The sequence below is a fragment of the Bacillus sp. GS3m_15504 genome (genome assembly GCF_055825275.1).
Genome location: NZ_JBVVNL010000001.1, coordinates 1989208 through 2013270, shown reverse-complemented (window position 1 = coordinate 2013270; position 24063 = coordinate 1989208). Strand labels below are relative to the sequence as shown.

General features: G+C 33.6%; 28 protein-coding genes and 2 pseudogenes. 6 read left to right on the top strand and 24 right to left on the bottom strand.

Annotated elements, in window-relative coordinates:
* Nucleotides 1-15: 15 nt before the first annotated feature.
* Nucleotides 16-702, bottom strand: coding sequence for an RNA polymerase subunit sigma-70 (locus AC0L0O_RS10565; RefSeq protein WP_000337490.1), 687 nt, complete (start codon nucleotides 700-702; stop codon nucleotides 16-18).
* A gap of 143 nt (nucleotides 703-845) precedes the next feature.
* Here AC0L0O_RS10565 and AC0L0O_RS10560 point away from each other — a divergent pair, with 143 nt between their 5' ends.
* From AC0L0O_RS10560 to AC0L0O_RS10550, 3 genes are all read left to right on the top strand, one after another.
* On the top strand, nucleotides 846-1166 hold the full coding sequence (locus tag AC0L0O_RS10560) for a 2Fe-2S iron-sulfur cluster-binding protein (protein ID WP_001125378.1): 321 nt from the start codon (nucleotides 846-848) through the stop codon (nucleotides 1164-1166).
* Nucleotides 1167-1170: 4 nt separating this feature from the next.
* Nucleotides 1171-1836 (top strand): ribose 5-phosphate isomerase A, encoded by a 666-nt coding sequence (gene rpiA, locus AC0L0O_RS10555; RefSeq protein ID WP_087931905.1) that lies wholly within the window; start codon nucleotides 1171-1173, stop codon nucleotides 1834-1836.
* A gap of 104 nt (nucleotides 1837-1940) precedes the next feature.
* Nucleotides 1941-2375 carry a GNAT family N-acetyltransferase gene (locus tag AC0L0O_RS10550; RefSeq protein WP_000555716.1) on the top strand — a complete coding sequence of 145 codons (435 nt, stop codon included), beginning with the start codon at nucleotides 1941-1943 and terminating at the stop codon, nucleotides 2373-2375.
* Between the two features lie 130 nt (nucleotides 2376-2505).
* Here the strand turns inward: AC0L0O_RS10550 and AC0L0O_RS10545 are convergent, their stop codons facing one another.
* From AC0L0O_RS10545 to AC0L0O_RS10495, 11 genes and pseudogenes are all read right to left on the bottom strand, one after another.
* A complete protein-coding gene (locus AC0L0O_RS10545; protein WP_001065251.1) occupies nucleotides 2506-3873 on the bottom strand; it encodes a lytic polysaccharide monooxygenase in 1368 nt (455 codons plus the stop codon).
* Between the two features lie 357 nt (nucleotides 3874-4230).
* Nucleotides 4231-5424, bottom strand: a complete 1194-nt coding sequence (locus AC0L0O_RS10540; protein ID WP_000124905.1) for a macrolide family glycosyltransferase — start codon at nucleotides 5422-5424, stop codon at nucleotides 4231-4233.
* Between the two features lie 84 nt (nucleotides 5425-5508).
* A complete protein-coding gene (locus tag AC0L0O_RS10535) occupies nucleotides 5509-6153 on the bottom strand; it encodes a formylglycine-generating enzyme family protein (protein ID WP_001982255.1) in 645 nt (214 codons plus the stop codon).
* A 65-nt stretch (nucleotides 6154-6218) separates the two neighbouring features.
* Nucleotides 6219-6737, bottom strand: a complete 519-nt coding sequence (locus AC0L0O_RS10530; protein WP_001226297.1) for a DNA topology modulation protein — start codon at nucleotides 6735-6737, stop codon at nucleotides 6219-6221.
* Nucleotides 6738-6739: 2 nt separating this feature from the next.
* Nucleotides 6740-6913 (bottom strand): annotated as a pseudogene (locus AC0L0O_RS10525) (aminoglycoside phosphotransferase); the annotation flags it as partial.
* A gap of 33 nt (nucleotides 6914-6946) precedes the next feature.
* Nucleotides 6947-7333: a ribosomal maturation YjgA family protein gene (locus AC0L0O_RS10520; RefSeq protein WP_001093446.1), complete on the bottom strand. Its 387-nt coding sequence runs from the start codon at nucleotides 7331-7333 to the stop codon at nucleotides 6947-6949.
* 65 nt (nucleotides 7334-7398) lie between these two features.
* The gene (locus tag AC0L0O_RS10515; protein WP_000655495.1) at nucleotides 7399-8106 is read right to left on the bottom strand and encodes a class I SAM-dependent methyltransferase; all 708 of its coding nucleotides are present in this window, start codon (nucleotides 8104-8106) and stop codon (nucleotides 7399-7401) included.
* Between the two features lie 21 nt (nucleotides 8107-8127).
* Nucleotides 8128-8265: pseudogene (locus AC0L0O_RS10510) on the bottom strand (MmcQ/YjbR family DNA-binding protein); the annotation flags it as partial.
* Between the two features lie 105 nt (nucleotides 8266-8370).
* Nucleotides 8371-9174, bottom strand: a complete 804-nt coding sequence (locus tag AC0L0O_RS10505; protein WP_000218991.1) for a DUF1835 domain-containing protein — start codon at nucleotides 9172-9174, stop codon at nucleotides 8371-8373.
* 75 nt (nucleotides 9175-9249) lie between these two features.
* On the bottom strand, nucleotides 9250-9585 hold the full coding sequence (locus AC0L0O_RS10500) for an MmcQ/YjbR family DNA-binding protein (protein ID WP_000994641.1): 336 nt from the start codon (nucleotides 9583-9585) through the stop codon (nucleotides 9250-9252).
* Between the two features lie 12 nt (nucleotides 9586-9597).
* A complete protein-coding gene (locus AC0L0O_RS10495; RefSeq protein ID WP_098639154.1) occupies nucleotides 9598-10002 on the bottom strand; it encodes a GNAT family N-acetyltransferase in 405 nt (134 codons plus the stop codon).
* Nucleotides 10003-10249: 247 nt separating this feature from the next.
* Here AC0L0O_RS10495 and AC0L0O_RS10490 point away from each other — a divergent pair, with 247 nt between their 5' ends.
* Complete coding sequence (locus tag AC0L0O_RS10490; protein WP_000714666.1) at nucleotides 10250-11635, top strand: S-layer homology domain-containing protein; 1386 nt, start codon at nucleotides 10250-10252, stop codon at nucleotides 11633-11635.
* A 2-nt stretch (nucleotides 11636-11637) separates the two neighbouring features.
* Nucleotides 11638-11850, top strand: coding sequence for a DUF3006 domain-containing protein (locus AC0L0O_RS10485; protein WP_000820164.1), 213 nt, complete (start codon nucleotides 11638-11640; stop codon nucleotides 11848-11850).
* Between the two features lie 65 nt (nucleotides 11851-11915).
* Here the strand turns inward: AC0L0O_RS10485 and AC0L0O_RS10480 are convergent, their stop codons facing one another.
* The 9 genes from AC0L0O_RS10480 to AC0L0O_RS10440 form a co-directional block, all read right to left on the bottom strand.
* Nucleotides 11916-12722, bottom strand: coding sequence for a GH25 family lysozyme (locus AC0L0O_RS10480; RefSeq protein ID WP_098639153.1), 807 nt, complete (start codon nucleotides 12720-12722; stop codon nucleotides 11916-11918).
* A gap of 206 nt (nucleotides 12723-12928) precedes the next feature.
* Nucleotides 12929-13345 (bottom strand): GNAT family N-acetyltransferase, encoded by a 417-nt coding sequence (locus AC0L0O_RS10475; protein ID WP_000680406.1) that lies wholly within the window; start codon nucleotides 13343-13345, stop codon nucleotides 12929-12931.
* 26 nt (nucleotides 13346-13371) lie between these two features.
* Entirely contained in the window at nucleotides 13372-13749 is a 378-nt protein-coding gene (locus AC0L0O_RS10470; RefSeq protein WP_000828008.1) for a hypothetical protein, read from the bottom strand.
* The gene (locus AC0L0O_RS10465) at nucleotides 13746-14522 is read right to left on the bottom strand and encodes a serine hydrolase (RefSeq protein WP_000450770.1); all 777 of its coding nucleotides are present in this window, start codon (nucleotides 14520-14522) and stop codon (nucleotides 13746-13748) included. Before AC0L0O_RS10465 ends, AC0L0O_RS10470 begins: the two co-directional genes overlap by 4 nt.
* A gap of 144 nt (nucleotides 14523-14666) precedes the next feature.
* Nucleotides 14667-15179 carry a GNAT family N-acetyltransferase gene (locus tag AC0L0O_RS10460; protein ID WP_000617501.1) on the bottom strand — a complete coding sequence of 171 codons (513 nt, stop codon included), beginning with the start codon at nucleotides 15177-15179 and terminating at the stop codon, nucleotides 14667-14669.
* A 34-nt stretch (nucleotides 15180-15213) separates the two neighbouring features.
* Complete coding sequence (locus tag AC0L0O_RS10455; protein WP_473785749.1) at nucleotides 15214-16224, bottom strand: HAAS signaling domain-containing protein; 1011 nt, start codon at nucleotides 16222-16224, stop codon at nucleotides 15214-15216.
* The gene (locus AC0L0O_RS10450; protein WP_000339343.1) at nucleotides 16211-16555 is read right to left on the bottom strand and encodes a PadR family transcriptional regulator; all 345 of its coding nucleotides are present in this window, start codon (nucleotides 16553-16555) and stop codon (nucleotides 16211-16213) included. Before AC0L0O_RS10450 ends, AC0L0O_RS10455 begins: the two co-directional genes overlap by 14 nt.
* Nucleotides 16556-16724: 169 nt before the next feature.
* Nucleotides 16725-17057: a DUF952 domain-containing protein gene (locus AC0L0O_RS10445; RefSeq protein WP_000629056.1), complete on the bottom strand. Its 333-nt coding sequence runs from the start codon at nucleotides 17055-17057 to the stop codon at nucleotides 16725-16727.
* Between the two features lie 62 nt (nucleotides 17058-17119).
* Entirely contained in the window at nucleotides 17120-19189 is a 2070-nt protein-coding gene (locus AC0L0O_RS10440; RefSeq protein WP_098639151.1) for a HelD family protein, read from the bottom strand.
* Nucleotides 19190-19552: 363 nt separating this feature from the next.
* Here AC0L0O_RS10440 and AC0L0O_RS10435 point away from each other — a divergent pair, with 363 nt between their 5' ends.
* Entirely contained in the window at nucleotides 19553-20419 is an 867-nt protein-coding gene (locus AC0L0O_RS10435; RefSeq protein ID WP_000125195.1) for a CPBP family glutamic-type intramembrane protease, read from the top strand.
* Nucleotides 20420-20438: 19 nt separating this feature from the next.
* Here the strand turns inward: AC0L0O_RS10435 and AC0L0O_RS10430 are convergent, their stop codons facing one another.
* The 3 genes from AC0L0O_RS10430 to recQ all read right to left on the bottom strand — a co-directional run bounded on the left by AC0L0O_RS10430 (nucleotide 20439) and on the right by recQ (nucleotide 23892).
* Nucleotides 20439-21182: a class I SAM-dependent methyltransferase gene (locus AC0L0O_RS10430; protein ID WP_001004301.1), complete on the bottom strand. Its 744-nt coding sequence runs from the start codon at nucleotides 21180-21182 to the stop codon at nucleotides 20439-20441.
* A gap of 183 nt (nucleotides 21183-21365) precedes the next feature.
* A complete protein-coding gene (locus tag AC0L0O_RS10425; protein WP_000546561.1) occupies nucleotides 21366-21749 on the bottom strand; it encodes a gamma-glutamylcyclotransferase family protein in 384 nt (127 codons plus the stop codon).
* Between the two features lie 25 nt (nucleotides 21750-21774).
* Nucleotides 21775-23892 carry a DNA helicase RecQ gene (gene recQ, locus AC0L0O_RS10420; RefSeq protein ID WP_000494282.1) on the bottom strand — a complete coding sequence of 706 codons (2118 nt, stop codon included), beginning with the start codon at nucleotides 23890-23892 and terminating at the stop codon, nucleotides 21775-21777.
* Nucleotides 23893-24063 lie beyond the last annotated feature (171 nt).

Sequence of the window (24063 nt, the reverse complement as noted above, 5' to 3'; positions counted from 1 at the left end):
TCCCTCCAATAATTGTTATGCAACGCAAAGCATACAACTGTAGGAAGAAGGTTGTTTCACATTAAATAATAAGACTGGCTGTTTAGATGGTAACTTAGTAAAATCTATTGTTGGAAGCAGTTTCGTTAATAATTCCGGTCTCTCTTCTCGAATAGACGTTACTACAACTTCCATATCATCTGTGAATTCAACTATCTCTATCCCTTCTTCATTTACAGTTTTCAACCTATTTCTACTCCGAAACAAAGAAGCTTTTACTGCCCCTTCCGATACGGAACATACTTTAGCAATATCAGCGATACTATATTGAAAAACATCTTTTAATAATAAAATTGCGGATTGCTGTAGATTTAATGAAGATAATACTTTCCCTACCATTTCATGCAAATCTGCAATTTTTTCATGTGGTTCTTCAAAAGTAATTTGGTCTCTTATTTTTTCATGAACTGATTTTGACTTTATTTGATCTAACCAACGATTTCTAGCTATTTTATATACGAGCGTCATACAAATATCTTTATTACTATATTTTTGAAGTACTTTACAAACTGTTTCTTGGGCAAGATCTTCGCCATCCCATTTATTTTTCGTTAAAAATGTACAGTACCTTTTCAACTCTCCGTATTGCTCAATTAAAAAAGTTATATTTGAATGATTCATATCAATATGATTTTTCAAAATATGAGTTACTTTTGTGCACAAAATAACCACTCCTTTTCAGCGCTTACTTAATTAACGATTCAACAAATAAAAAAGTTACGGGGCATATAAAAAAATTATGTTTATGTTCAATAATTCGCGGTCATAAATATGTTATGTACAATTTTACGTGAGGAGGAACAAATTTGCCAAAATTAACAATTGAAGGTGCGGGAACTTTTGATGTAAAAGAAGGAACAAAGTTAGTATTAGCGATTGAAGATAACGGTGTAAACATACTCCATCGTTGCGGCGGAAAAGCACGTTGCACAACTTGTAGAGTAGAAATTATAGCCGGTGATTTTTGTGAAGCGAGTGCGAATGAAAAAAATGCGATGACAGAAAAAGGAATTGAAGATCATTTACGATTATCTTGTCAAATGCGTGTACATAAGGATATAGTAGTTCGTCCGGTACTTACAGTTGAAAATTCAGGCCTTGATGCTGGACCACGTCCGGCGGAGTAAAGCGATGGATTTAAAACAGATAGCTGGTGAATATGCTGCAACCTTCGTAAAAGATGGTATGAAGATTGGTCTTGGTACAGGATCAACCGCATACTGGACGATACAAAAATTAGGTCAACGTGTAAAAGAGGGATTATCAATTCAAGCTGTTCCGACATCAAAGGAAACGGAAGCATTGGCACAGCAGCTAAATATTCCGTTGATTTCGTTAAACGACGTACAAAGTCTTGATCTTACAATTGATGGAGCTGATGAAATTGATTCTAATTTACAGCTTATTAAAGGAGGCGGTGGTGCATTACTTCGCGAGAAAATTGTAGCCTCCTCCTCGAAAGAACTTATCATTATCGTTGATGAATCAAAAGTTGTGACACGTTTAGGGACTTTTCCATTACCTATTGAAATCATACCTTTTGCATGGAAACAAACCGAAAGTAAAATTCAATCTTTAGGATGTCAAACAACGTTACGCTTAAAAAATAATGAAACGTTTATCACCGATAATAATAACATGATTATCGATTGTATATTCCCTAATCATATACCTACTCCTTCCGATTTACACAAACGATTAAAAATGATTACTGGTGTAGTTGAAACCGGATTGTTTGTTAATATGACTAGTAAGGCGATTATTGGAACAAAAAACGGGATACAGGAATTATCATGAATGCTGACTCTTACAGTCAGCTTTTTTATATTTTCTCGTTATTACGTAACATTATGATATACTATGAAAACAAAAGCACATCACACTAGAAAGGATTGAACAATTTGCACTCCAAACTCATAACAGAACTTACAGATTTAGAAACTGCCTTTCATATTCGAAAAGAAGTATTTGTAAAAGAACAAAATGTCCCACTTGAAGATGAATTCGATATGTTTGATGAAATCGGGGAGAAATGTAAACATATTTTAGTTTATTATAACAATCTTCCTGTTGGTACAGGTCGTATCCGATTTGTTGATGGAATTGGAAAATTAGAACGTATTTGTATTTTAAAAGACTATCGTAAATACGGTTTAGGCAAAGTAATTATTCAAGCGTTAGAAGAAATTGCTCGTGAAAAAGAGTCTACAAAAGTAAAACTACACGGTCAAACACAGGCTGAAGGATTTTATAAAAAACTAGGTTATCAAACCTCTTCTGATGTATTTATGGAAGACGGCATTCCGCATATACTTATGACGAAAATGTTATCATAATAAAAAAGGCAATATATGAAACTACTTTATGTATTCATATACTGCCCTTTTTTATTTGTAGAAAAATGAATTCTCAAGATGTCCTTTTGCATCAAAGCCCATTATCTCTTAGTTCATACCAAGGTAAAGCTTACACTGTTTTCCATAATGATAAGGCATAAATCCAGTTTGGATCTCCATTTCCTTTATAACTTTGGACTGCTTCATATACTTTTCCCTCGTGTAGAACTCTATCTCCCTTTTCATATGCTTTCTTTGCATCCCATTCTTCATATGAAACGCTTTCAGTTTTTGTAGTAATTATGAATATATCACTCTGTACAGATTCATTTCCAGCTACATCAACAGCTTTCACTACATATTTATAAGTAGTATTAGAGAGTAAATATTTATCCATATAAGAAGTCGTATTGGATGTTGCAATTTTTTCCATTAACCCTTTTGTTTCTCTATAAATATCGTAATGGTCTACACCAATATTATCGTCAGAAGGACTCCACATTAGATCCACACTTGACGCTGTCGTTCCCATACTATGTAATCCTTTTGGTTGTGTTGGTGCTTCTGTATCAGGAACCTCAACTGTTGTTTTCACTGTAAGCGTTGCACTTTCTTTCGATACATTTCCAGCTGCGTCAATTGCTTTTACAGTATAAGAGTATTCTGTACTTGGTTGTAATTTTTTATCAATAAAATAAGTTCCTGGTACTGTATCAATCATCTCTCCGTTACGGAAGATTTGATACCCTTTTACCCCTACATTATCAGTAGAAGCGTTCCATGCTAGTTCTATACTATTCGCTGTTACTTTTTGTGCCTGAATTCTATTTGGAATGCTTGGAGCTTCTGTGTCTGGTTTTACGTCATTGATGAGATTAACATCAATTACATTATAGAATGCATTTGCTGTATCAGCTACATCCCATACCGCTAAAATCACATGATATCCACTTCTATCAGTAGGTACATTAATTTTGTGAGTTAAATGATTTGAGGCTGCAGAGCCATCATGTTGTACAGTTCCAATTGGTTCTAAATCTGCTCTTGTGAGCGCTTTATTTGGATTCCATCCTTTTTTTGTAATATAGTAATGCCATTTGCTCGTTAAGTGAGGCGCTGTATATTTCCACGTAAATGTATTTTCCCCGCCTGTAATTGTATTTTTAAACCAACGATCGGCTGTTTGTTGATCTAAAATACCACCAAACTTACCACCTGCAGAAGCGATTTGTCCATCAACTGGGCCACCTTGCGGAAATCCTTTTGGTGCTTCTAAGCTTTGCGGTTCATACATAACACTTCCGCAATTTACATTTAGTGCACCATAAGTTGGACTACATAAAGCAGATCGACTGCCAGGTTTTTCAACAAAACCATGCGCATATGTGTTTTGAGGAATAAGCGTCGTACCAATAATTCCGGCTGTTAATGCAACAGCTCCTAGACTTTTTTTGTTCATTTTCATGTTTTGTAGTTGTTTTAATAATCGATTATTCATGTTCCTGTCCCCTTTTTGTTATAATTTGTAGTGTAATGTGGGCTTCGATGTAAAAGAATAACAAGAGACAATCTTGTATCGATGTATGTGTTACTTATGCATACACCGCAGTGAAAATATATTTCTTTTTATGTGAAATATTTCACTTAATGAATATATCATGACATAGAAATCATCAAAGTATGTGCAGAAGTTGTGCAGAAATGATGAAAGCATTAGTAACACGTAAAACTAAGGTCCGAATTTACAAAACAGAATATTTAACATTTCAAAGCAACGAATTCTCCGCTTCATATAAAAAAAGATTGTCTATATCATTTCATATAGACACTCTTCTCATGTATAATTTTCTATTTATTATTGACCTATAAATGTAAAAATCTCATCAGCAGCTTCCTGATAGCCACCAGATTTTCGGAAAGATTCCTTCAAATTCAATGCAACTTCTTTATATGATGGATTATTTAATACAAGTTCTACACTTTCACGTAATTGTTCTTCAGTTAATTCTTTCATAGACAACTTAATCCCAGCCCCTAGATTCTCAACTTGCTTTGCAATGACTGGCTGATCTGCACTTTGCGGAATTACAATGAGTGGAATCCCGTTATATAGCCCTTCATGCGTACTGTTCATCCCACCATGTGTAATAAATAACTTTGTATATGCAAGTAGCTTAGTTTGCGGAACATAGTTTTTTACAATGAAGTTTTTAGGAATAGCACCTAAATCACTTATTTTCGTTTTATTACCAATAGACATCACAATGGTATGCTCACTATTTTCAAACGTTCTCATACAAAGTTTATAAAAATCAAGTGCGTCATTAAAAACAGTACCTAGAGAAATATAAATAGGACTTTTTTCTTCAATTGAAGTAAAATCAAAGCCTTCATTTTTTACTTGTGCAGAAATAGATGGCCCTACAAATTTATAAGTTTTATCAAACGTATCACCGAATGGTTGAAACTCTTTAATCGTATACACAATAGTGAGTGATGCTGGATTACAAAAAACTTCATACGGTGAGTTTATTTCAACACTATATTTTTCTGCAATTCCTTTTGTTAAGTTTTGAAAATCTTTATGTATTCTATCTTGAATTTTTAGTGGGATATTTTTAGAAAGATGCTCTATCATTTGTTTAAATGAGTTTTCATCCTGCGCAAAAGATGTACAGGAGTTTATGGCAGGAAGATTGAGGATTTGAGCAATTAAACGACCGCAGCCAAACATCGAATCATGAATCATATAATCAAAATGTTCACCTTCAATTTGTTCAAGAACACTTGGTATAATAACATCTGCTGTATGTAGAAGGCCGTTTATTCTTTCCTGTAAATAATTTCGGCCACCGGAAAGAAATGCTTTTATAAACCTTTGGTCGTCAATTGTTCTTACAATAGCCCCTGTTTTTTCAATACGTTCTCTGAAAGCTTCTATTGAAAAATAAACTACCTCTTCCCCACGCGAAACTAATTCTTCTACAACTTGCAATGTTGGATTTATATGCCCTTCTGATCCAGTATTAATGAATAAAACACGTGCCACTTTAAACACTCCTTAATTTAAATCTTTTCTATGTTGTCATTAGGATTACAGGTATTTCCCATACTCCCAGGTCTTATTATTCTTCTAAATGGACCTAGCGAGCCTAAACCCAAGGTCATCTATATAAAATGTAGGATGGCTACGGCGACGACAAGTCGCACCACAACCTCTAGCTGCTTCAGCCCAACTACCGCCTCGAAAAATCCGGTATGATCCATACACCTTTTCATCATACAAATCATAGCACCATTCCCAAACGTTCCCTAACATATCATACAATCCCCATGCATTCGGCTCTTTTTTACCTACGTCACGAATTTGTCCATTTGAATTTTCATTATACCATGCTATTTTCTGAAGTTCTCCATATGTATATCCTGGCGTACCTGCTTTACATGCGTATTGCCACTCTGCCTCAGATGGCAATCGGTAACCATTTGAATCTAAATTACAACTAACGATTTGACCACCATTACTAACAGAATAATATTCTTTTAACCCCGCTTTTTTTGAAAGTAAATTACAAAACATAATGGCATCATTCCATGAGATATTTACAACAGGTTTATTACTATTTTCATTACCATTTAGTGCACGATTTGTAATTGAGTAAAATAATTCCACTGTTAAAACATACTTTGCAAGAAGAAATGGTTTTATTTGAACTTGCCATTCTTTTTTTATGCGATCATCTCTTAATTCTACTTTTCCTGCTGGAATTTTCACCATATTAAAATAAACCTGGTCAATGAATCTATTCAATCCTATCCCCCCATGTTCATTCTTTTTATAATCTAACTATTTATGGTATCGTACTTCTCTAAAAATTGTCGTACTTCATTTGGAGATTTTAAAATAATAACATCTTTTTCCTTACTCAATTGATTTAACCTTTTTAAAATTGAAGGTCGTTTCGTTTTAGGATATTCCCATATCCATTTGAAAAATTGCAAGTCAAACCTTTCCTCACATCCAGCACCCATATCCGGTCTTGTTTTATTCCGATATTGTATAACCCTTTTAAAAGCTCGATAAACACATATTGTTCTATGAATATCAAGAAAGATAATTGTATCAGCTGCGTTCATTCTTATGTCCATTGTCCCGCCATAATTCCCATCAATAATCCATTCATCTTCTTTAACTAATTCATTTTGAACCTTTCTTTGCTTCACTTTCGGTACACCTTCCCAATTCGGTTTCCAAAATAACGCATCAAGATGATGCACTTTTATACTTAATTTATTACCTAACTGCCTGGCTAATGTAGATTTTCCTGAACCACCAGAACCTATTAATATTATTTTTCTCATATTCATACACCCCTTTCTATTGATTCTTCAATAGCTTTTTTATTTACAAAAATCCCAAAGAACATCTCTTCATTTAGCTTTAATAAATCTTTTAACTGAACAAAATAAGTAATAAAGATAATTTGAATAGAAAGCATAACATACCAAACGGCTTGTAGTTCTTCTCGCGTTAATATCCTCCATAAACAAATACCCCTTTTACAAATCTCTTATTTCCTCTGTAAAATAAACTCAAAAATAAGCCCTACTCCAACACCAATTGTATAAGCAACTAAATCACTCCACAAAAATCCGTACCCTAACACAAGTCCACCTAAAGTCGTTGCACGAATATTATCTATCCATTCCGCATGGTACAATTGGCTCATTTCAATCCCGTAGCAAAATATTAAACTAATAAAAGCTAATTTCTTCGTTTCTATTTTAGGAAATAAAAATCCGAATCCAATAAAAATCATCAATGCCCATAAAGCATCACCTAAATAATCATTTAATAACTCAGGTAACGCGAAAGCAAACTTTCTTGAACTAAGCCCTAAAATAATAACAATGATTGTAAACGTTGCGTATAGTAATCTATTTCGTTTCGTATTCATTTTAAAACTCCTAATTCATCATTTAAAACTGCAAAATAGCTAGTAAAATATAATCATTTTACTAGCTATTTATTAACTGCTTTAACAATAAGAAAATGTGGATTTGTATTTAAATAGTGATAAGATTTTTCATTTACTTCTTGCATCTTTTCAACTGGCCTCGGTTCAACCATTTTTTCTAACATAAAATAATTTGTTGTTTCATTAATAATATCTTGAAGTGACCTTCTAAAAAATTCAACTTCTATTGTAATATTTGGTTTAACCCAAGTATCTACCAATAATTGTTTTTCGAAATAATTTTCACAAGTAAACTTTGTAAAGTCCATAAAAGGATGATGAATGGAGTATATAAATTCTCCCCCTGGCTTCAATACTCGACGAAACTCCTGAAATACTTGATTCCAATTTTCTAAATAATGAAGGGTTAACGAACTCACAATAACATCAAAAGTATTGTCTTCAAATGGTAATATTTCTTGTAAGTCATGACAAAGAAACGTTGCTTTATCACCTGTACGTTCCTTTGCAGCTTTTACCATTTCAGAACTTACGTCAATTGCAGTTACATTTGCTCCTCTTTCTATAAATTGAGATGTATACCATCCAGCTGCACATCCAGCATCTAGTATGCTCTTCCCGTCTAAATTCTTTGGAATCATCTCCATCATCGCTGGTCTTTCATAATAGCTGTTATATGGATTTGCCACATCTAGATTCTCTTTATATGTACTCGCTAATTTATCATATGTACCTTTAATCGTGTCTTTCAACACACCCACCCCTTATACATATTAATATAATAACTCTTGCTGCTTTTTCTTTGAAAATGACTGCAGAACTAAATCATACGACCAATCAATCATCTTATTAATTTGCACTTGTTCTACATCTTTATGTATATACACTGTATTCCAATGTTTTTTATTCATCTGTACTTAATTAGGTTTTTTCCTTTGATTAATACCAATCCGTTGATGCATAATATATTTATTTTAGCACAAAAAAAGGGAGCCTTGCCTCCCTTTTTTTGAAATTTATGGTAAACGAATTTCCATTTTTGAGAAATTTCCTTTAGAAATCAATTTTCCTTGTTTGATTAACTGCTGCACGCGGAAGTTTAAATAAGTATCGCCCATACGTTGTTCGCTTTTCACCATTACTTCTCCAACGATGACAACAGCTTGTTGGTACTCTTGGGTAGCCTGTTCTAATATAGCTGTGTCATAATAATCTTCTGATTCCGTAACTATTTTTCCGTTTTCCAACACTCTCAGTAATCCGTTAGATTGCGAGTAGTTTTCCCAATCCTGCACTAATTCTTGAACCTGTTCTTGAGACAACTCTTTTTCCATTTGAATTGCACCTAGGATAAACTCGGACGGCACTTCTGCCAAACTTTTAAACGTATGAAACAGTTCCTTTCCGTGTTCATCTTGAACTTTATAATCAATGCGGCGGCTGAAATCTGTAACGTTCACTTCTGAAAATTCTATGCCTTTGTCTTGAAGTAGTGCTACTACATAACTCACTCCAACAACGTCTGAAGCATTTTCTCCGTACCATAAAACTACCTTGCTATTACTTGGAACCTCTTCTATTTTTGGGTTTTGCTTTAGTTTTGCTTCCACCCATTCCACATAGTCTAAGTTTGATTCTTGCCCTGTTGATGTCAACACCTCTTTAAGCCATTTCTTCCTAGCTCGCATTCCGTCTGTAAAATTTAACGACCCTATTGAAAAATCATCATTCACGCAAATAATTTTTTCATTTCTTTGTTGGAAAGCGTGCTTTAAATTCCCAAATGCTGAATCTCCAAATACAATGTGTGTAACAGTCATAATGTCTAGTCTCCTTGCTCATTCAATGTGATTTTGTTTCCTTAATAACAGTATAAGCACGGCATTACAAAATAACTATCGTACTTTTATTACATTTTTGTAAGATAAAAATACACCGCCGTTCAATAGCGATGCATTTTTCGTTCTAATATTTTTACAAGTCTTATGTTTTGAACTCCGTATAACCTTATTCATATGATACCCTGGAATGATTGTTTCTGGATACTCTTCTCTTACTCTTAGCACAAGTTCTGGATCACATTTCAATGTAATTGCAGCTTTTTCTCCTTCTTCATGGTTTACTATTGCAAATATTTTATTATTAAGCCTCATACACGTTGCATTCCAACCATCTGGTGAATCTTCTGTCGCTTTTCTTTTCGATAAACAATATTCTCTTGTTGCATTCATTCTAATTCCCCCCTATTCTTTCACTATTTGATTACGATGCATTACAATTTGTTTCGTCGCTTGAAATTGCTGTTGCCCATAGAAAGTTATAAGTTTCTCTCCGCAAAATAAGCTCACAATATCGATATAAGATATCTCTTCAAGCAACATTGTAAGCATCTTCTCACCAATGCCTTTATTTCTTACACTTTCATGCACAACAACATCTTCTAGGTACGCTCGAAAAACACCATCTGAAACAACTCTAGCAAAACCGATTAACTCATTTTCTTTCCATACCCCAATTGCTATACTGTTTTTTAACATTTTTTGAATATCGATTTCTGTTCTTTCTGGCCACCAACCGACAGAATCATAAAGCCTCTTTAATTTTTCTGAACAGATTGGTTTCTCATCTTGTAATTTATACGTGTACATTTTCTTTCTCCCATTTAACATAATATAAATTATTATAAACGATTTTATAAATTTATATTATGGATTTTACAATACAAACAATTCTCTACTACCTTTCCTATCCCCTCTATTAAGTTAGATTATTTCAAATTAACGAATTTATGGAAATACAAAACAATTAATAAAATATTTACCTATTAAACTTTGAATCACTTGTAAGAAATGGTAAAGTTAATAAGGTAAAAAATACATCAAGTGAGGCGATTTTTTGAAAAAGTTTAGTTTATTATTAACAGCATTTGTCATGATTTTAACATTGTTCATTCCAAATCTTACAAGTGCTAAATCTTTCCCTGATGTCCAATCTAATCATTGGGCAATTAAAGAAATTAACTATTTATCGGATAAAGGTATCATTAATGGTACACCAGAAGGAACTTTTAAACCGAGTGATTATGTAACTCGTGGACAAATGGCCTTAATGCTAGATTTATCATTAAAATTAGAAAAACCATCTAACTATAATCATATTTTTTCCGATGTAGCCAAAGGTGTCTATTACTATGATTCTGTACATAAGTTAGCACATAACAATATTGTACAACGTGAAACAAACTACTTCCCTGACCGCTCATTAACTCGTGCAGAAATGGCAGTAGTACTAGTTAAAACTTTTAATTTGAAACCTACAGGTGCTGACGTCAATTTCCCTGATGTTCCATCTAATCATTGGGGTTACAATTATGTCAAAATTTTAGCTCAAAATAATATTACAGCTGGATTTCCTGATGGTACATTTGGTCCAGACGTAAAAGTAACTCGTGAACAGTTCGCTGCATTCTTAGCAAGAGTATTAGAACCAAGTTTCCGTCCAGGTCTTCCTAAGCCTAAAGGAGAGTTAGAAGTCCATTATATAAATGTCGGACAAGGTGATGCTACATTTATTAAATCTCCAAGTGGAGAAACGATCCTTATTGATGGCGGAAATAACGGAAAAGGTAAAGTTGTAGCAAATTATTTAAAAGGATTAGGATTCCAAACTATCGATTATATGATTGCCACTCATCCTGATGCCGATCATGTAGGCGGATTGGATGAAGTACTTTATGCTATGAATGTAAAAAACGTTTACGCACCTAAAGTAAGTCATACGACACAAACGTTTAAGGACTTTTTAACTGCAGTAGCTAACAAAGGATTGACTATTAAAGAAGCGAAATCTGGAGTAACTTTACCAATCAATGGTTTAAACTCACAATTTTTAGCTCCTGTTAAAGAATACGGTAACGATCTAAATGAGTGGAGTGCTGTATTAAAAGTAACACATGGCAGCAAATCTTTCTTATTTACTGGTGATGCTGAATCTAAAAGTGAAAAAGATATGGTTGCAACGTATGGTTCCGGCCTAAAATCCGATGTATTAAAACCTGGACATCACGGAAGTAAGACATCTTCTTCTCAGCCATTTTTAGATGCAGTGAAACCAAGTATCGCTATAATCAGTGCAGGTGCAGGTAACCGATATGGCCATCCTACTCAGGAAACTTTAGCAAAGTTAAATGCAATGTCTGTTAAGGTATATAGAACTGATTTAAATGGAACTGTAATTATTAATAGTGATGGTTCTAACATTTCTGTAAGAGCGGAGAGATAATTATGAAGAGAGGTATTATTGACCGTTTTGAAGGCGAACTAGCAGTTATTGAAGTGAATAACGTAACAATTGATGTACCTAAATCCAAACTCCCTTCCACTGCAAAAGAGGGTGATGTTCTTATAATAGAGGATGATACGTATACGATTGATAAGGACGAAACAGATAAAAGAAGACGTGAAATACAAGATTTAATGAATAAGCTATTTGAATAGTAAAAAAGAGCCCTCCAAAACTGGACGGCTCTTTTTTTTACAAATGGCAGCTAGTTATTTTTTTATTATTTAACTTCATACCACCAACCTTTTCGATCAAGCCAACTTTTCAGTGCGTTTAATTGCGTATCACTAGTCGGTTCAGTAACAAAATATGTTAAACCATCCGATTGTAAAATGAAGGTAGCAGTCATTTTTAAAGAAGTTAACGCTCCCATAACATCTGGTGTTTCATAAGGTGAAAAAGCTCCAGATTGGATAATATTTTGTTTAGAAACTTGTGCTTGTATGTTTTCTTGTTTTGGTACTGATTCAGTAAACCAAGAAAGCGGCTTATTTCCTATCAATTGGTTTAAATCACATTTCCCGATACCTGGTACATTACCTGTCTCAGTGTATTGCCAAATATCACAAGGATATGCTGGTTTATTACCGCCATATCTAGGGATCCATACAAAGTCACTTTTTACGTTCGCCATACCGAAAGGCCCATACATATGATGACCAACATATAACCCAACTTTCTTAGCACCTAGTCGGCGTAATTCATCAATAAAAGCTTGTGTACCGGCTATCATGTCATCCATTGTTTTCACTTCGACATCAGCCACCCACACCGTAGCGCTCTTATCACCGCGATTCCAGAAATCTTGCGCTTCCTTCTTCGCATCAGCAATTGAAATAAAGCGACAAAATGCATAGTTACCAAAAGGAATATTTCTTGTTTTCATTGCTTGAACATAACTTTTATATAAAGGATCTATATAATTTGATCCATCCTGTACCCTGGTAATAACGAAATCTAATTGAGGAGCTGCTACATCCCAGTTAATGTTACCGTTCCATTTCGAAATATCTACAATATAACCCATAACTTAACACCTCCTTTATCACTATTATATTCATTGCTCGTCTTATTGCTCATCCCCTTCTAAAAAATCAACACTCTTTGTTAGTATGTATAGTAAATACGGCCACTGTCTTCTAAAAAGATAATAGCTCATTTTCAATAAAAAAGAAAAAGCATCACCTTGTTAGTGATACTTTTAAAATCTATTTTTCTTCTAGAATACTATGACTATAATCTCTTCTCTAAAAAATGTTGGCTATGTCCTTTAGGATGATCTTCAACAACACCATATTCTCGGTAGCCGTGCTTTTTATAAAATTCTGGTGCTTGAAAACTAAATGAATCTAATAATATTAATCTACAACCTTTTTCCTTCGCAATATCTTCAATTTTATGTAATAGTTGACTACCATAACCATCATGACGAACTGATTCATCAACCCATAAAAAATCTATATGCAGATGATAAAAATACATTGTTCCTGTTACTCCGCCAAAGATTCTCCCATTCTCATCTTTCACTACAAAACTTACTTGTTCCATCGGCTGTTTTGCTTCATCTGTTAAAATAGACATGTTATATTGAATGACCTTATTTTTTATGTATTCTCCTTCAGCGCGAGTACCATTCTCTATGTGTTTCATATATTCCTTCCTTTCAGCTTATTAAGCTACCTTTCATTTTTACTTTTTCTCTTTAAAATACTAATAAATACGAATCCACCATAAGTAACAAAGCATGAAAAACCAATTATCCCTGGTACAGAGACATAGCCTATTCTTATATAACTTATAACTGCAAAAGAAGCAATAGATAGTAAAATAGATGGCCAAAATAGAAGTGCTGTTTTTCTTCGTCTCTCTTTTGTTGTACTTTCTTTCTCTTTAGAAATACGTGTACCAAAAAGTAATACAATACAAATAAGGATCGCTGCAAAGTAAATTGTATATAACGATAAAGTATGATCGTAAATCGCGATTCCAACTTCCAAAGCGATGATTGTTACTATTAATATAATGATTGTTGATGTCTTTAAGTTTCTTTTCAATTACTCACTCCTAGCATACTTTGACTATATTCTTTGTATATGTACTTCAAAGCTACCGCAAAAGCTTCATCTACCTCTTTATTTTCAAGTCGATTAGGTAAATCTTTTCCCCCCATAACATAAAGAAACGGAAATTCGTTAAATATTCCTATTATACCAATATTTATTGCAGCTGAAGATAGTCCACCTGTCATATGAGCTAAGTGATATGAATGTATTCCTTCATATTCACCTTGCTGCCTTACCATACCGCTAATAATTGGTTCCCATAATTCTGCTTCTGATTTATACCCCTGAAAAATATGTACTAAAAGGGAAAGAACTTCATTTAATTCTCCAACATTTTTCTCATCTCTAGCGTCCTCTTGTATATGAATTTTTGAAAAGTACGTTTGGGCATACGTTTTCACAACATCCCACCCACCACAGTACATTACAACTGACTGCGCAACGTAACTATCATGACATGCTATCATTACTTCTACTGCTTTACTAAGTGTTAAAGTCCTTCTTCCTTGTAAATGTGGATATAACTGCGCACTATCTTCATGTGGATTCAATTTAACATGATGAAGTATATCATTCCAATTACATTTATTTTCCTTCACCATCTGCGCTACTACAAATCCTATTGTTACTTTTGCTGCCGATGCTAACGGAATATTTAATTCACTATTATATGAAGCAACTATGCGATTATTTTTTGTAGAATAAATAGCTATTCCAACATGATCAGATTGTATCTCTTTCATTTTTTGAATGACAGTTTCCATTTCCCAGCCTCTTTTCCAAACGTTATATTATTTTTTAATAATTCAATATATAATATAAAATCCCTTTTTTAGAAAAGCATTCTTATGATTACAATAAGAAAAAGGTAGCATGAATAACTCCATGCTACCTAAGATACTAAATTTCTATTCTTCTAAAGGATTTTTAGGACCACAAAGCTCCAATTGATAAAAAGCTAAATCTAGCCACTTATTAAACTTATAACCAGCTTTTTTTATTGTCCCTGCATGAACAAATCCATAGTTTTCATGTAAGGCAATACTTTTCTCATTTTCTGCATCAATTCCAGCAATTAAAGTCATATATTCTCTTTCTTTTGCAATTGTGATCAATGCTCTCATCAAAGAAGTTCCAATCCCACATTTTCTATATTCCTTATCAACATACACAGAATGCTCAATTGAATATTTGTAGGCAGGCCAAGCTCTAAACGGACCGAATGTCGCAAATCCTACTACTTTATTATCTAGTTCGTATACAAAAATCGGATAACCATCAGCCTTTTTTTGTTCATACCAATCTATTCTATTTTCAAGGGTTACGGGTTTATAAGTATATACAGCAGTTGTATTCAGTATCGCATCATTATAAATATCTAAAATGTATATTACATCTTTTTCCGTTGCTTCCCTTATCATCCTTTTCTTCCTTTCATATACGTTCTCTTTTTAACTACCTATTTGTTACACGAACACTAGCTTTTCGAAAGCCATCATAAATGTTTAATGCAGCAGATAAAACGTAAATGAGAATACCCCCACCAATTAGCCACTTTTTAAGTTCTTCCGGAGAAATAGTGAACACATTTGCCACAAACGTAATAAATCCATCGGTAAATATGTGCGGATTTACTACAATTATAATGAATACTATCGTTCCAACTATTTGAAGAAGAGCATTCCCGATTGCCAATCTTTTTGTCCATTGTCCCTGTACTAACTTATAAAGAGATATAGCTATTTCAAGAACAATCATAATCATAACAATTGGCCAATACTGAAGTAACACCTCTTGATTAAACGTTGGCGCGACAAACTTCAATCCATTTTCTGTACCACTGTATACGCCAACTAGATGGTTCGCATAAAAGTAAAGTGTAGCCCAAATTGCTGTCCACATTAACCCTCCAAAAACTTCAAACTTGGAGATTGCTTTTTTCTTCGGAATATGCGAAATGTTTTTCAAATCATCTGGCGTCCACCTTTTTAAACTTGTCGTCAATGGCTCGGTATCTTTATTTTTATCCGTTCTTTCTAAAATAGCAAATACAAGTGTTAACCAGAAAAATACATGGAGGGCTACTTCAAAAATTTCTCCAATGCCTTTACCTATTAATTGTAAAATAACATTTAATACTGCTTGATCACCAGTATAACTTATGAAATTTTCTGCAACCATTGCAATGAGTGCGATAATAGCTGCAATTGGAATGATCATTTTTAATAACGTCAAATATACATCAAAATAACGCGGTCCAATTAAATGCATCGGTCTATCCAAATATCCATTAGCTAATGAAACCGGACTCCCCAATTTTTCAAGAACTCTTTTTTCATCGTCTTCATTACAATTATCAGGCAACATATCCTCAATTGTTGACCGTAGCTCAAGAATAATATCTTCACGATTTTTTTCAGGTAATCTCTTCGCTACTTCCTCGACATAAATATCAATTAAATTCATTCTTGTCCTCCTTTAGTAAGTTATAAAGTTCTTTCGAATCCTTTATCCATTCCTTTTTCAACTGCAGGAATATCTCTAATCCGTATTCACTTAAAACATAATACTTACGAGGCCTACTCTCTGTTTTATCCCAACTACTCGTCACTAGCTCTTGCTTTTCTAACCGGCGAAGCAGCGGATATAAAGTGCTTTGATCGATTGCGATTCCTGATTTCTCTAATAATTGGACAAGTGAATACCCATACTGCGGCGTTCTTAATTGACTTAAAACCGCTAATGTTAATGTACCTCTTCTTAGTTCAGTAATTAATGAATTTAATAAAGCATCCATGTGTTCACCTCATTTCCATTACTATATGTCATACAGTATGTGTTTTATACTATGTATCGTACAGTATTAGTGTGACAAAAACAACAATATTTTACCAAAAAACGGATAATAAAAAGCACAAACTATATGATTTGTGCTTTTCTAACTAAATTATTTACTTGTAACACGCTTACCTTTGTAACTCTGGTAATATAAATTCCCCTTTTTCCTTAGGGAATGGAACAACATCTATAATTGCATCTATATTAATTGCTCCGTAAACATGCGGATACTTTTGACCATTTGAAGCAAGTTCATATTTTATTTCTGCTTTTACAACGGCTGGATTAATTGTAAGTAATAAAACATCTTCTTCATGAACGAAATGTTTTTGAGCAACGTTTAAAGCTTGTTCTAAAAATGAACAGTGGATAAATCTCTCTTCTATTAGTGATTTTTCATTAATTTCTCCAGCTATTTTTGCGATTTCCCAATTTCTCTTTGTTATTACTTTTGTAATCATTATCATGTCCCCTATATTTTTATAAAATAAGATGCTTCTCTATTGAAAAACCATTTGAATTTTTACTTCTTAATTAATGGAGATGCTTCCCCGCTATGGAAAATCCATAAATCATGAAGCGACCTTGTACATCCGACATATAATAACTTCGCATCGTGTTTCGTATTTTTATAATGTTCTTCATCGACATCAATGAGTAGAACAGCATCAAATTCTAACCCTTTCGCTAAGTATACAGGTACTACCGAAATGCCCCCTTCATATTTACTTTGATCTGCTTCAATGACGTTTACAGTCAATCCTGCATTCGTTAATTTCTCATACATATCGCGGCATTCATCGTCTGTTCTTCCGATTACCGCAATTGTTTTCACATCTGCATTTTGTAGCTGTTTTAATGTCTTCAAAATTTCAGTAAACTGATCTTCTGTATGAATTACTTTTACTTCTTCTCCACTACGGAAAACTGGCATTGCAAGCCCTACAGAAATTTCTGCATTTTTTATTATCTCATTTGCGAATTCAATAATTTCTTTTGTAGAACGATAACTTCTCGTCAGTTCATAATAACCTGTTTCTTGGAATACTTCCTTAAACGCACTCCAATCTTCAATCCCTTGATAATCATAAATCGCTTGAGATAAATCACCTAATATAGTGAAAGAGTTACCTAGTGTAATTTCTTTTAATACATAAACTTGGAATGGCGAGAAATCTTGCGCTTCATCGATAACGACGTGATGAAACTTTTGTCCAATTTCAATACCTGTGATGCGGTGATGTATGTATATTAAAGCAGGTAAATCTTCTACATACACTTCTTTTTTACGACAATTCTTTTCTGTTTCTTTAACAAGTTCTTCAGGTAATACTCCGAGTATTTCCTTACTTTTTAATATTGAACTATACAGTGAAAGAGCACTCATTTTCGGCCAAAACTTCATGTAAGTGTTCAGTCTTTTAGTTGCTTCTTTTTTGAGTAATTTTTTCTCGTTTGTTTCTCCATACTTTTTCAGTTCAATTTCAATCCAGCGTTTCATTCGGCCGACTAGACGTTCTCTTCTTTTCTTTAATGGATAGTGTTTATATTCGACTTGCATCCACTTTTTAATATCTTCCACTGGAATAACAGCTTTATCCCATGCCTCAAAATTACTTGTTGGTACTAGTTCTTTTTCAATTTGAACCATTTGCTCTTCAATAAAGGACTTAAATTCTAGCGTACCTTTCAATTTACCAAGCATAACCTTTCTTTCATCACGATTAATAGAAAATGCTTCTTTCAACTTTTCTTCTGTCTGCTTCAGTTTCACCGAATCATCTAACGTACGTAATGCCCAGTCCAGAAATGTTGTTTGACTAATATTCCCTACACCTAATTCAGGAAGTACACTCGAAATATAGTCTAAAAACAGACTATTCGGAGCGAAAACAATCATTCGCTCCGCTTCTAATTGCTCACGATATTCATAAATTAAAAAAGCAAGGCGATGTAAAGCGATTGTTGTTTTACCGCTTCCTGCAACCCCTTGAATAAGTAATGGTAAGTTTCTTTCCGCACGAATAATATCATTTTGCTCCGATTGTATCGTCGAAACAATATCCTTTAGTTTATTATCTTTATTCTCACCTAATCGATATAGAAGAAAATCATCGGCATGCGAGACATCTTCATTTCCTTTTACATATGTATCAACAACACGTTCTAATTCTCTTTTTCGAATAGAGATGTTTCGCTTTAAATAAACATCACCTTCTACTAATCCGTCTGGTGATTGATAAAACGCTAATTCATCACCGCCGGTAAATGAATAAAACATACTTGCGACAGGTGCCCGCCAATCAATTACAATTGGTTTCATCGTATCTTTATCTGAAACACCTACCTTACCGATGTAGATCGGCATAACTTCTTCCTTGCCATCCTCTTGAAAATCTAATCTTCCAAAGTACGGTTCTTGTACACCAATACGTAAGTTTTGTCTATTAGACTCCCTCATACTTTCAAGAATTTGCTCTTTAAAATCATCGCCATAATAAACTGGGATTTTTTCAAGCTGTTCTAATTGATCATCCATCGTACGTAATGTATCTTTCATTTTTTGTAACTCTTCTTCAAAAATGTTGTTCATTAGATGATTCCCTCCTATCCGTTCTAATTTTTCAGTCGAAATATAATTGTATTAAAAATCCAATTATAAAGTCAAGGACTTAATTTGTTTTTTCTGAAAAAACTTACTTTTCACCTTTCTAATATTGAAATTCAAATGATATTTTTACATGATAAGAATATATAACATCTAAAACATACAACTACACATATAATAAAGTGATTTATACAAAAGCTGCTATTTTCTATTGATAAAAGGACTTTATACTATCTAACTAAGTTCCCCTTACATACTCTCCAGCTTCTTTTCTAGATATCTATTATTTCATTTATAAAATAACTAAAATCACAAAAACAAAAATAAAAGTAAAGGAGTCTATTCAAAATGACTGCTATCAAAAGAAAACCCATTAAGTTACATTTACTTATTTTTGTGTTCATTGTATTGGCAAGTGGCTGGATTGGCGTAATTCTAGATTCTTTTCTAACAGATCAGCCTGAAGGAAACTCTTTAGGCATGGGACTGTGGCTAATATTACCTTTCCTCTCATGTATTTTCCTTAGAGTTATTAGCCGAGATTGGAATGATTTTGGTATAAAACTAAATTTGAAGGCAAACTTTAAATGGTACTTCGTTGCGATACTAATTTATCCGTTCGTTACAGTAATAACGATAAGTTTAGCACTTATTTTTGGAGTAGCTAACATAACTAGTTTTGAAATATATTCGTTATTGTCACTCATATTCATGTCTACTATTGGTAACTTTATTAAAAATATTTTTGAAGAGTTTTCATGGCGCGGTTATTTAACTCCTAAGCTCATTGAACTAAAGTTAAACGATTGGTTTATTTATATTATTTCTGGTTTAGTTTGGGCTCTTTGGCATGCCGCTTATTATTTAGTCTTTTTACCAAATGAATATTTTGAATCTATTTCAAGGTTACATATGCTTTTATCAGGCTGTATACTTATGGTTTCTTGGTCTATTATGTATGTTGAAATATATAGACTTACAAAGTCAGTATGGCCATGCGTTATCATGCATGCAATTGAAGATGCCGTTCCTACTGTTTTAGTTACAATTACAGGGATCATTACACTTACTAACAGCAGTGATTTTTGGTTAAACCCTATTAGCGGAGTCGTTGCTACTATTATATTTCTTGGAATTGGGATCGTACTAAGATCTATAAGAATTAAAAAAGAACGACAATTAAATACGGATGATAATCAATTATTCACACTATAGAAGCAAAAAGAGTAAGGAATTAATCCTTACTCTTTTTTACTTTTATTCGATATGATAAACATTCATTTAAAGACGCTTGCTCTTTATATTTCCTCTCTTCAAAGTCATACGCTCCTCCTGGGAAAATCCCAACTATACTGAAACGAGCCTCTGCACATAAATTACTAATCTCATCTATCGTATAGCAACGTAAAGATTGTGTCACGATATCATTTGAAGAATCCTTTTCCCACCAGTGGTCCAGCATCCTAGCATTTTCACTATCATATTCATATTTTCGCATTGCAGAATAAATCGGCATTTCTTGTCCATTTGCTTTTTCCCAATATAATGGTTGATAAATATCAATAAGTGCACACCCATCATCTTTCAACCAATTATGGATTCGCTTTAATAAAACCAATTGTTCTTCATCTGTTCCCACACCAAATCCGTCTAAATAACTAACAACATCAAACTTTTCTTCAAAGTTAATTTTATAAAAGTCAGCACAATGAATCACAATGTCGTTAGTAGAATGTTCTTTAGCAAACATAACTAACTCTGGTACAAGCTCAACAGTAGTCATTTTTACATTCAAATTAGACATCGCTCTTGCAAAACCACCATTTCCAGCTCCTAGTTCTAACATCGTTTGAAATGGATATCCAATTTGTTCTTGTACTTCTTTCGTAACTTCCTTTAACCAATTTTCATTTTTTATATCATAGCTTAGTAATTCAAATTGTTTTTTATAAAATTCTTTTACATTTAATTCGTTCATTATTATTCTCCTCCTGTACGTTATTTTTCTACTACAGGTGAGAAACTAAATTTCTGATACCCATGAAAAATCCTCCTTTTGATTTCCCTATATTTACATTTTATCTGAATAATAAGAATCTTTAAAGTGTCAAAAATAAAAAAGCAGATAATGGACAATTCCACTATCTGCTCTATGCTGCTATTATTTCCCTTGTTGATACTTCAACCAATCACCAGAAATGATAACTTTCTTTAGCATATTTTTATCGTGAGCGATATACACATATGCCTCTATTTCCCTATCACCATCAAATACTATTTGTGTAATTCGTTCATATAAATCCGTCTCTGCATTACCTGTATATTCTTCTAGTTCGTCTAACTTATGCAATATGTCATCATTTACTTCATAAACTTCTCCATACACCTTTTCTTCATTCGAATAAGTCATCGCCGGATATCCTTCGTTTGTATCAAATAATTTGCCATACGTCCACGCTTCGTCTGCGATACATATTGCACCTTGCATAAAATGAGCATTCGATTGCTCTTTTCTTAACGTGCCATATACAAAAACGTGATGCATAAATCCCTATCCCCTTTACATGTCTCTACTTTCTAATTTGTAAATAAGCACGAATCATAAAGTAACTCACTTCATTCGGAAGTTGTTCTTTAATCGATTTCAGACCACCCTCAGCATTTTGCACAGCAGTTTCAATCAGTTGTTCGTATTCTGCAGGAACAAAACTGTTCCAGTCTACTTCCATTCCATCTTCAAAACAACGAATTAAATGATTTTCAATCGTTTGTCTTGATAAGCCACGTTCTTTCGCAATTTCATCTAGATCAATACCTTGTTTATACATTTCATATGTTTCTAAATGAGAATTTGCTGAAGCTTTCCCTGACTTCTTCCGCTCTGACACCACTTCTGTTTTAATAGTTTCAGCATAGTTTGGGTTTTCCTCAATAAAGTGCTGCACCGCTTGTAAGAAGTGCGAACCATACTTCACAAGTTTATGTTCTCCAATCCCTTTTACAGTTAAGAGTTCAGAGTCACTTTGCGGCATTTTTGCGCACATATCTTTCAACGTTTGGTCAGAGAAAATAACGAATGGAGGTACACCTTCTCCTTGTGCAATTTCTTTACGTACTTCACGAAGTACTTCAAATAAAGGATGATCTTGAACGATTTGTCTTGTCTCTACTCGTTCTTTACGTAATACATTCTCTTTACCTAGTAACACTTCTTTCCCTTTTTCCGTCACTTTTAGTGTCGGGTAAGTACCATGTTCAACTGCAATTAATTCGTCTGAAATTAAAAACTCAATAAACTCACTAACTTCTTTTACACTACGATTTGATAAAAGTCCGTAAGTTGGCAAAGTATGAAAATTAAATTCAATGACTTTCTTATTTTTAGATCCAGTTAGTACTTGTGCAATCATTTGTTTACCAAATCGTTGATTCGTCCTAATCATACAAGATAGAACCATTTGTGATTCTCTCGTCACATCGATACTTTCTCGGTTATCCGTACAATTACCACAGCGACCGCAATCCTCTTTCGGTTCTTCTCCAAAGTATTGCAAAATAAAGGATTGTAAACATTGTTCTGTATGACAGTAATCAGTCATATTTTGCAATTTTTCAAGTTCATTTGAAAAACGAGATTCTCCGGTCGATTGATCAATTAAAAAGCGCTGTACTTGCACATCTTGAGAAGCATACAACAATATACATGCACTATCTAATCCGTCACGGCCTGCACGGCCTGCTTCTTGATAATAACTTTCCATATTTTTTGGCAGTTGATAATGAATAACGTAACGAATATTCGATTTATCAATCCCCATACCAAACGCAGATGTAGCTACCATTACACTCACTTCATCACGTAAAAAGAGTTCTTGCTGCTCATTTCGATCATGATCGCTCATACCAGCGTGATATTTTGAAACCGAAACTCCCGCTTTCATTAAATCTTCATACAACTGATCGACTACTTTTCTAGTAGCTGCATAAATAATTCCGGATTCCTTTTGATTTTGACGGATATAATCCGCTAAATACGCATTACGATCTTGTCCTTTAATAACAGAAAATGATAAGTTCTCGCGCTCAAACGTTGTCATAATCGTGTTTTCTTGATTAATTCCAAGCGTGTTGCAAATATCATCACGAACTTGTGGTGTTGCTGTTGCTGTTAATGCTAATACAAGCGGCTTCTCTGGAAGGTAGTCTAATATGCGATGTATATGTAAATAACTTGGACGGAAATCGTGTCCCCACTGAGAAATACAGTGCGCCTCATCAATGGCAATCATCGGGATTTTCATATCGATAAGTTGATCAACAAACTCCATTGAATCAAGTCGCTCAGGCGCTACATAAAGTAACTTATAATGTCCTTGTTTCGCTAATTGAATTCGTTGATTCGCTTCTGTAATCGAAATAGAACTATTAATATAAGTAGCTGAAATACCGTTTTGTACCAATGTATCTACTTGATCTTTCATAAGTGATATTAAAGGCGATATAACTAACGTTGTTCCTTCAAATACTAATGCAGGAATTTGATAACAAATTGACTTACCACCACCTGTAGGCATAATACAAACTGTATCTTTCCCATCTAATACATTTTTAATTGTTTCATCTTGTCCTCTTCGGAATGACGAATAACCGAAATAAGACGCTAAAAGTTCTTGTGCTTTTGTAAACAAAAAAGAGTCACCTGCTTTTCTTTATCTTTCATCTACTTCTATTATATCATCACTTACGCGTCATGAAAGTGATGAATACATGACTAACAGCTTGCTTTTTCATTACTTTATGCTTCTTTACGTTTTAGAGAATGATTAGCACTATAATAATTTTTAAAATAAATACACATT

Coding starts and splice junctions, on each gene's coding strand:
- rpiA (WP_087931905.1), top strand. CDS start 1,171: ATGGATTTAAAACAGATAGCTGGTGAATATGCTGCAACCTTCGTAAAA.
- AC0L0O_RS10545 (WP_001065251.1), bottom strand. CDS start 3,873: ATGAATAATCGATTATTAAAACAACTACAAAACATGAAAATGAACAAA.
- AC0L0O_RS10535 (WP_001982255.1), bottom strand. CDS start 6,153: ATGGTGAAAATTCCAGCAGGAAAAGTAGAATTAAGAGATGATCGCATA.
- AC0L0O_RS10530 (WP_001226297.1), bottom strand. CDS start 6,737: ATGAGAAAAATAATATTAATAGGTTCTGGTGGTTCAGGAAAATCTACA.
- AC0L0O_RS10520 (WP_001093446.1), bottom strand. CDS start 7,333: ATGAATACGAAACGAAATAGATTACTATACGCAACGTTTACAATCATT.
- AC0L0O_RS10505 (WP_000218991.1), bottom strand. CDS start 9,174: ATGACTGTTACACACATTGTATTTGGAGATTCAGCATTTGGGAATTTA.
- AC0L0O_RS10500 (WP_000994641.1), bottom strand. CDS start 9,585: ATGAATGCAACAAGAGAATATTGTTTATCGAAAAGAAAAGCGACAGAA.
- AC0L0O_RS10495 (WP_098639154.1), bottom strand. CDS start 10,002: ATGTACACGTATAAATTACAAGATGAGAAACCAATCTGTTCAGAAAAA.
- AC0L0O_RS10485 (WP_000820164.1), top strand. CDS start 11,638: ATGAAGAGAGGTATTATTGACCGTTTTGAAGGCGAACTAGCAGTTATT.
- AC0L0O_RS10480 (WP_098639153.1), bottom strand. CDS start 12,722: ATGGGTTATATTGTAGATATTTCGAAATGGAACGGTAACATTAACTGG.
- AC0L0O_RS10475 (WP_000680406.1), bottom strand. CDS start 13,345: ATGAAACACATAGAGAATGGTACTCGCGCTGAAGGAGAATACATAAAA.
- AC0L0O_RS10465 (WP_000450770.1), bottom strand. CDS start 14,522: ATGGAAACTGTCATTCAAAAAATGAAAGAGATACAATCTGATCATGTT.
- AC0L0O_RS10460 (WP_000617501.1), bottom strand. CDS start 15,179: ATGATAAGGGAAGCAACGGAAAAAGATGTAATATACATTTTAGATATT.
- AC0L0O_RS10455 (WP_473785749.1), bottom strand. CDS start 16,224: ATGAATTTAATTGATATTTATGTCGAGGAAGTAGCGAAGAGATTACCT.
- AC0L0O_RS10450 (WP_000339343.1), bottom strand. CDS start 16,555: ATGGATGCTTTATTAAATTCATTAATTACTGAACTAAGAAGAGGTACA.
- AC0L0O_RS10445 (WP_000629056.1), bottom strand. CDS start 17,057: ATGATTACAAAAGTAATAACAAAGAGAAATTGGGAAATCGCAAAAATA.
- AC0L0O_RS10440 (WP_098639151.1), bottom strand. CDS start 19,189: ATGAACAACATTTTTGAAGAAGAGTTACAAAAAATGAAAGATACATTA.
- AC0L0O_RS10435 (WP_000125195.1), top strand. CDS start 19,553: ATGACTGCTATCAAAAGAAAACCCATTAAGTTACATTTACTTATTTTT.
- AC0L0O_RS10430 (WP_001004301.1), bottom strand. CDS start 21,182: ATGAACGAATTAAATGTAAAAGAATTTTATAAAAAACAATTTGAATTA.
- AC0L0O_RS10425 (WP_000546561.1), bottom strand. CDS start 21,749: ATGCATCACGTTTTTGTATATGGCACGTTAAGAAAAGAGCAATCGAAT.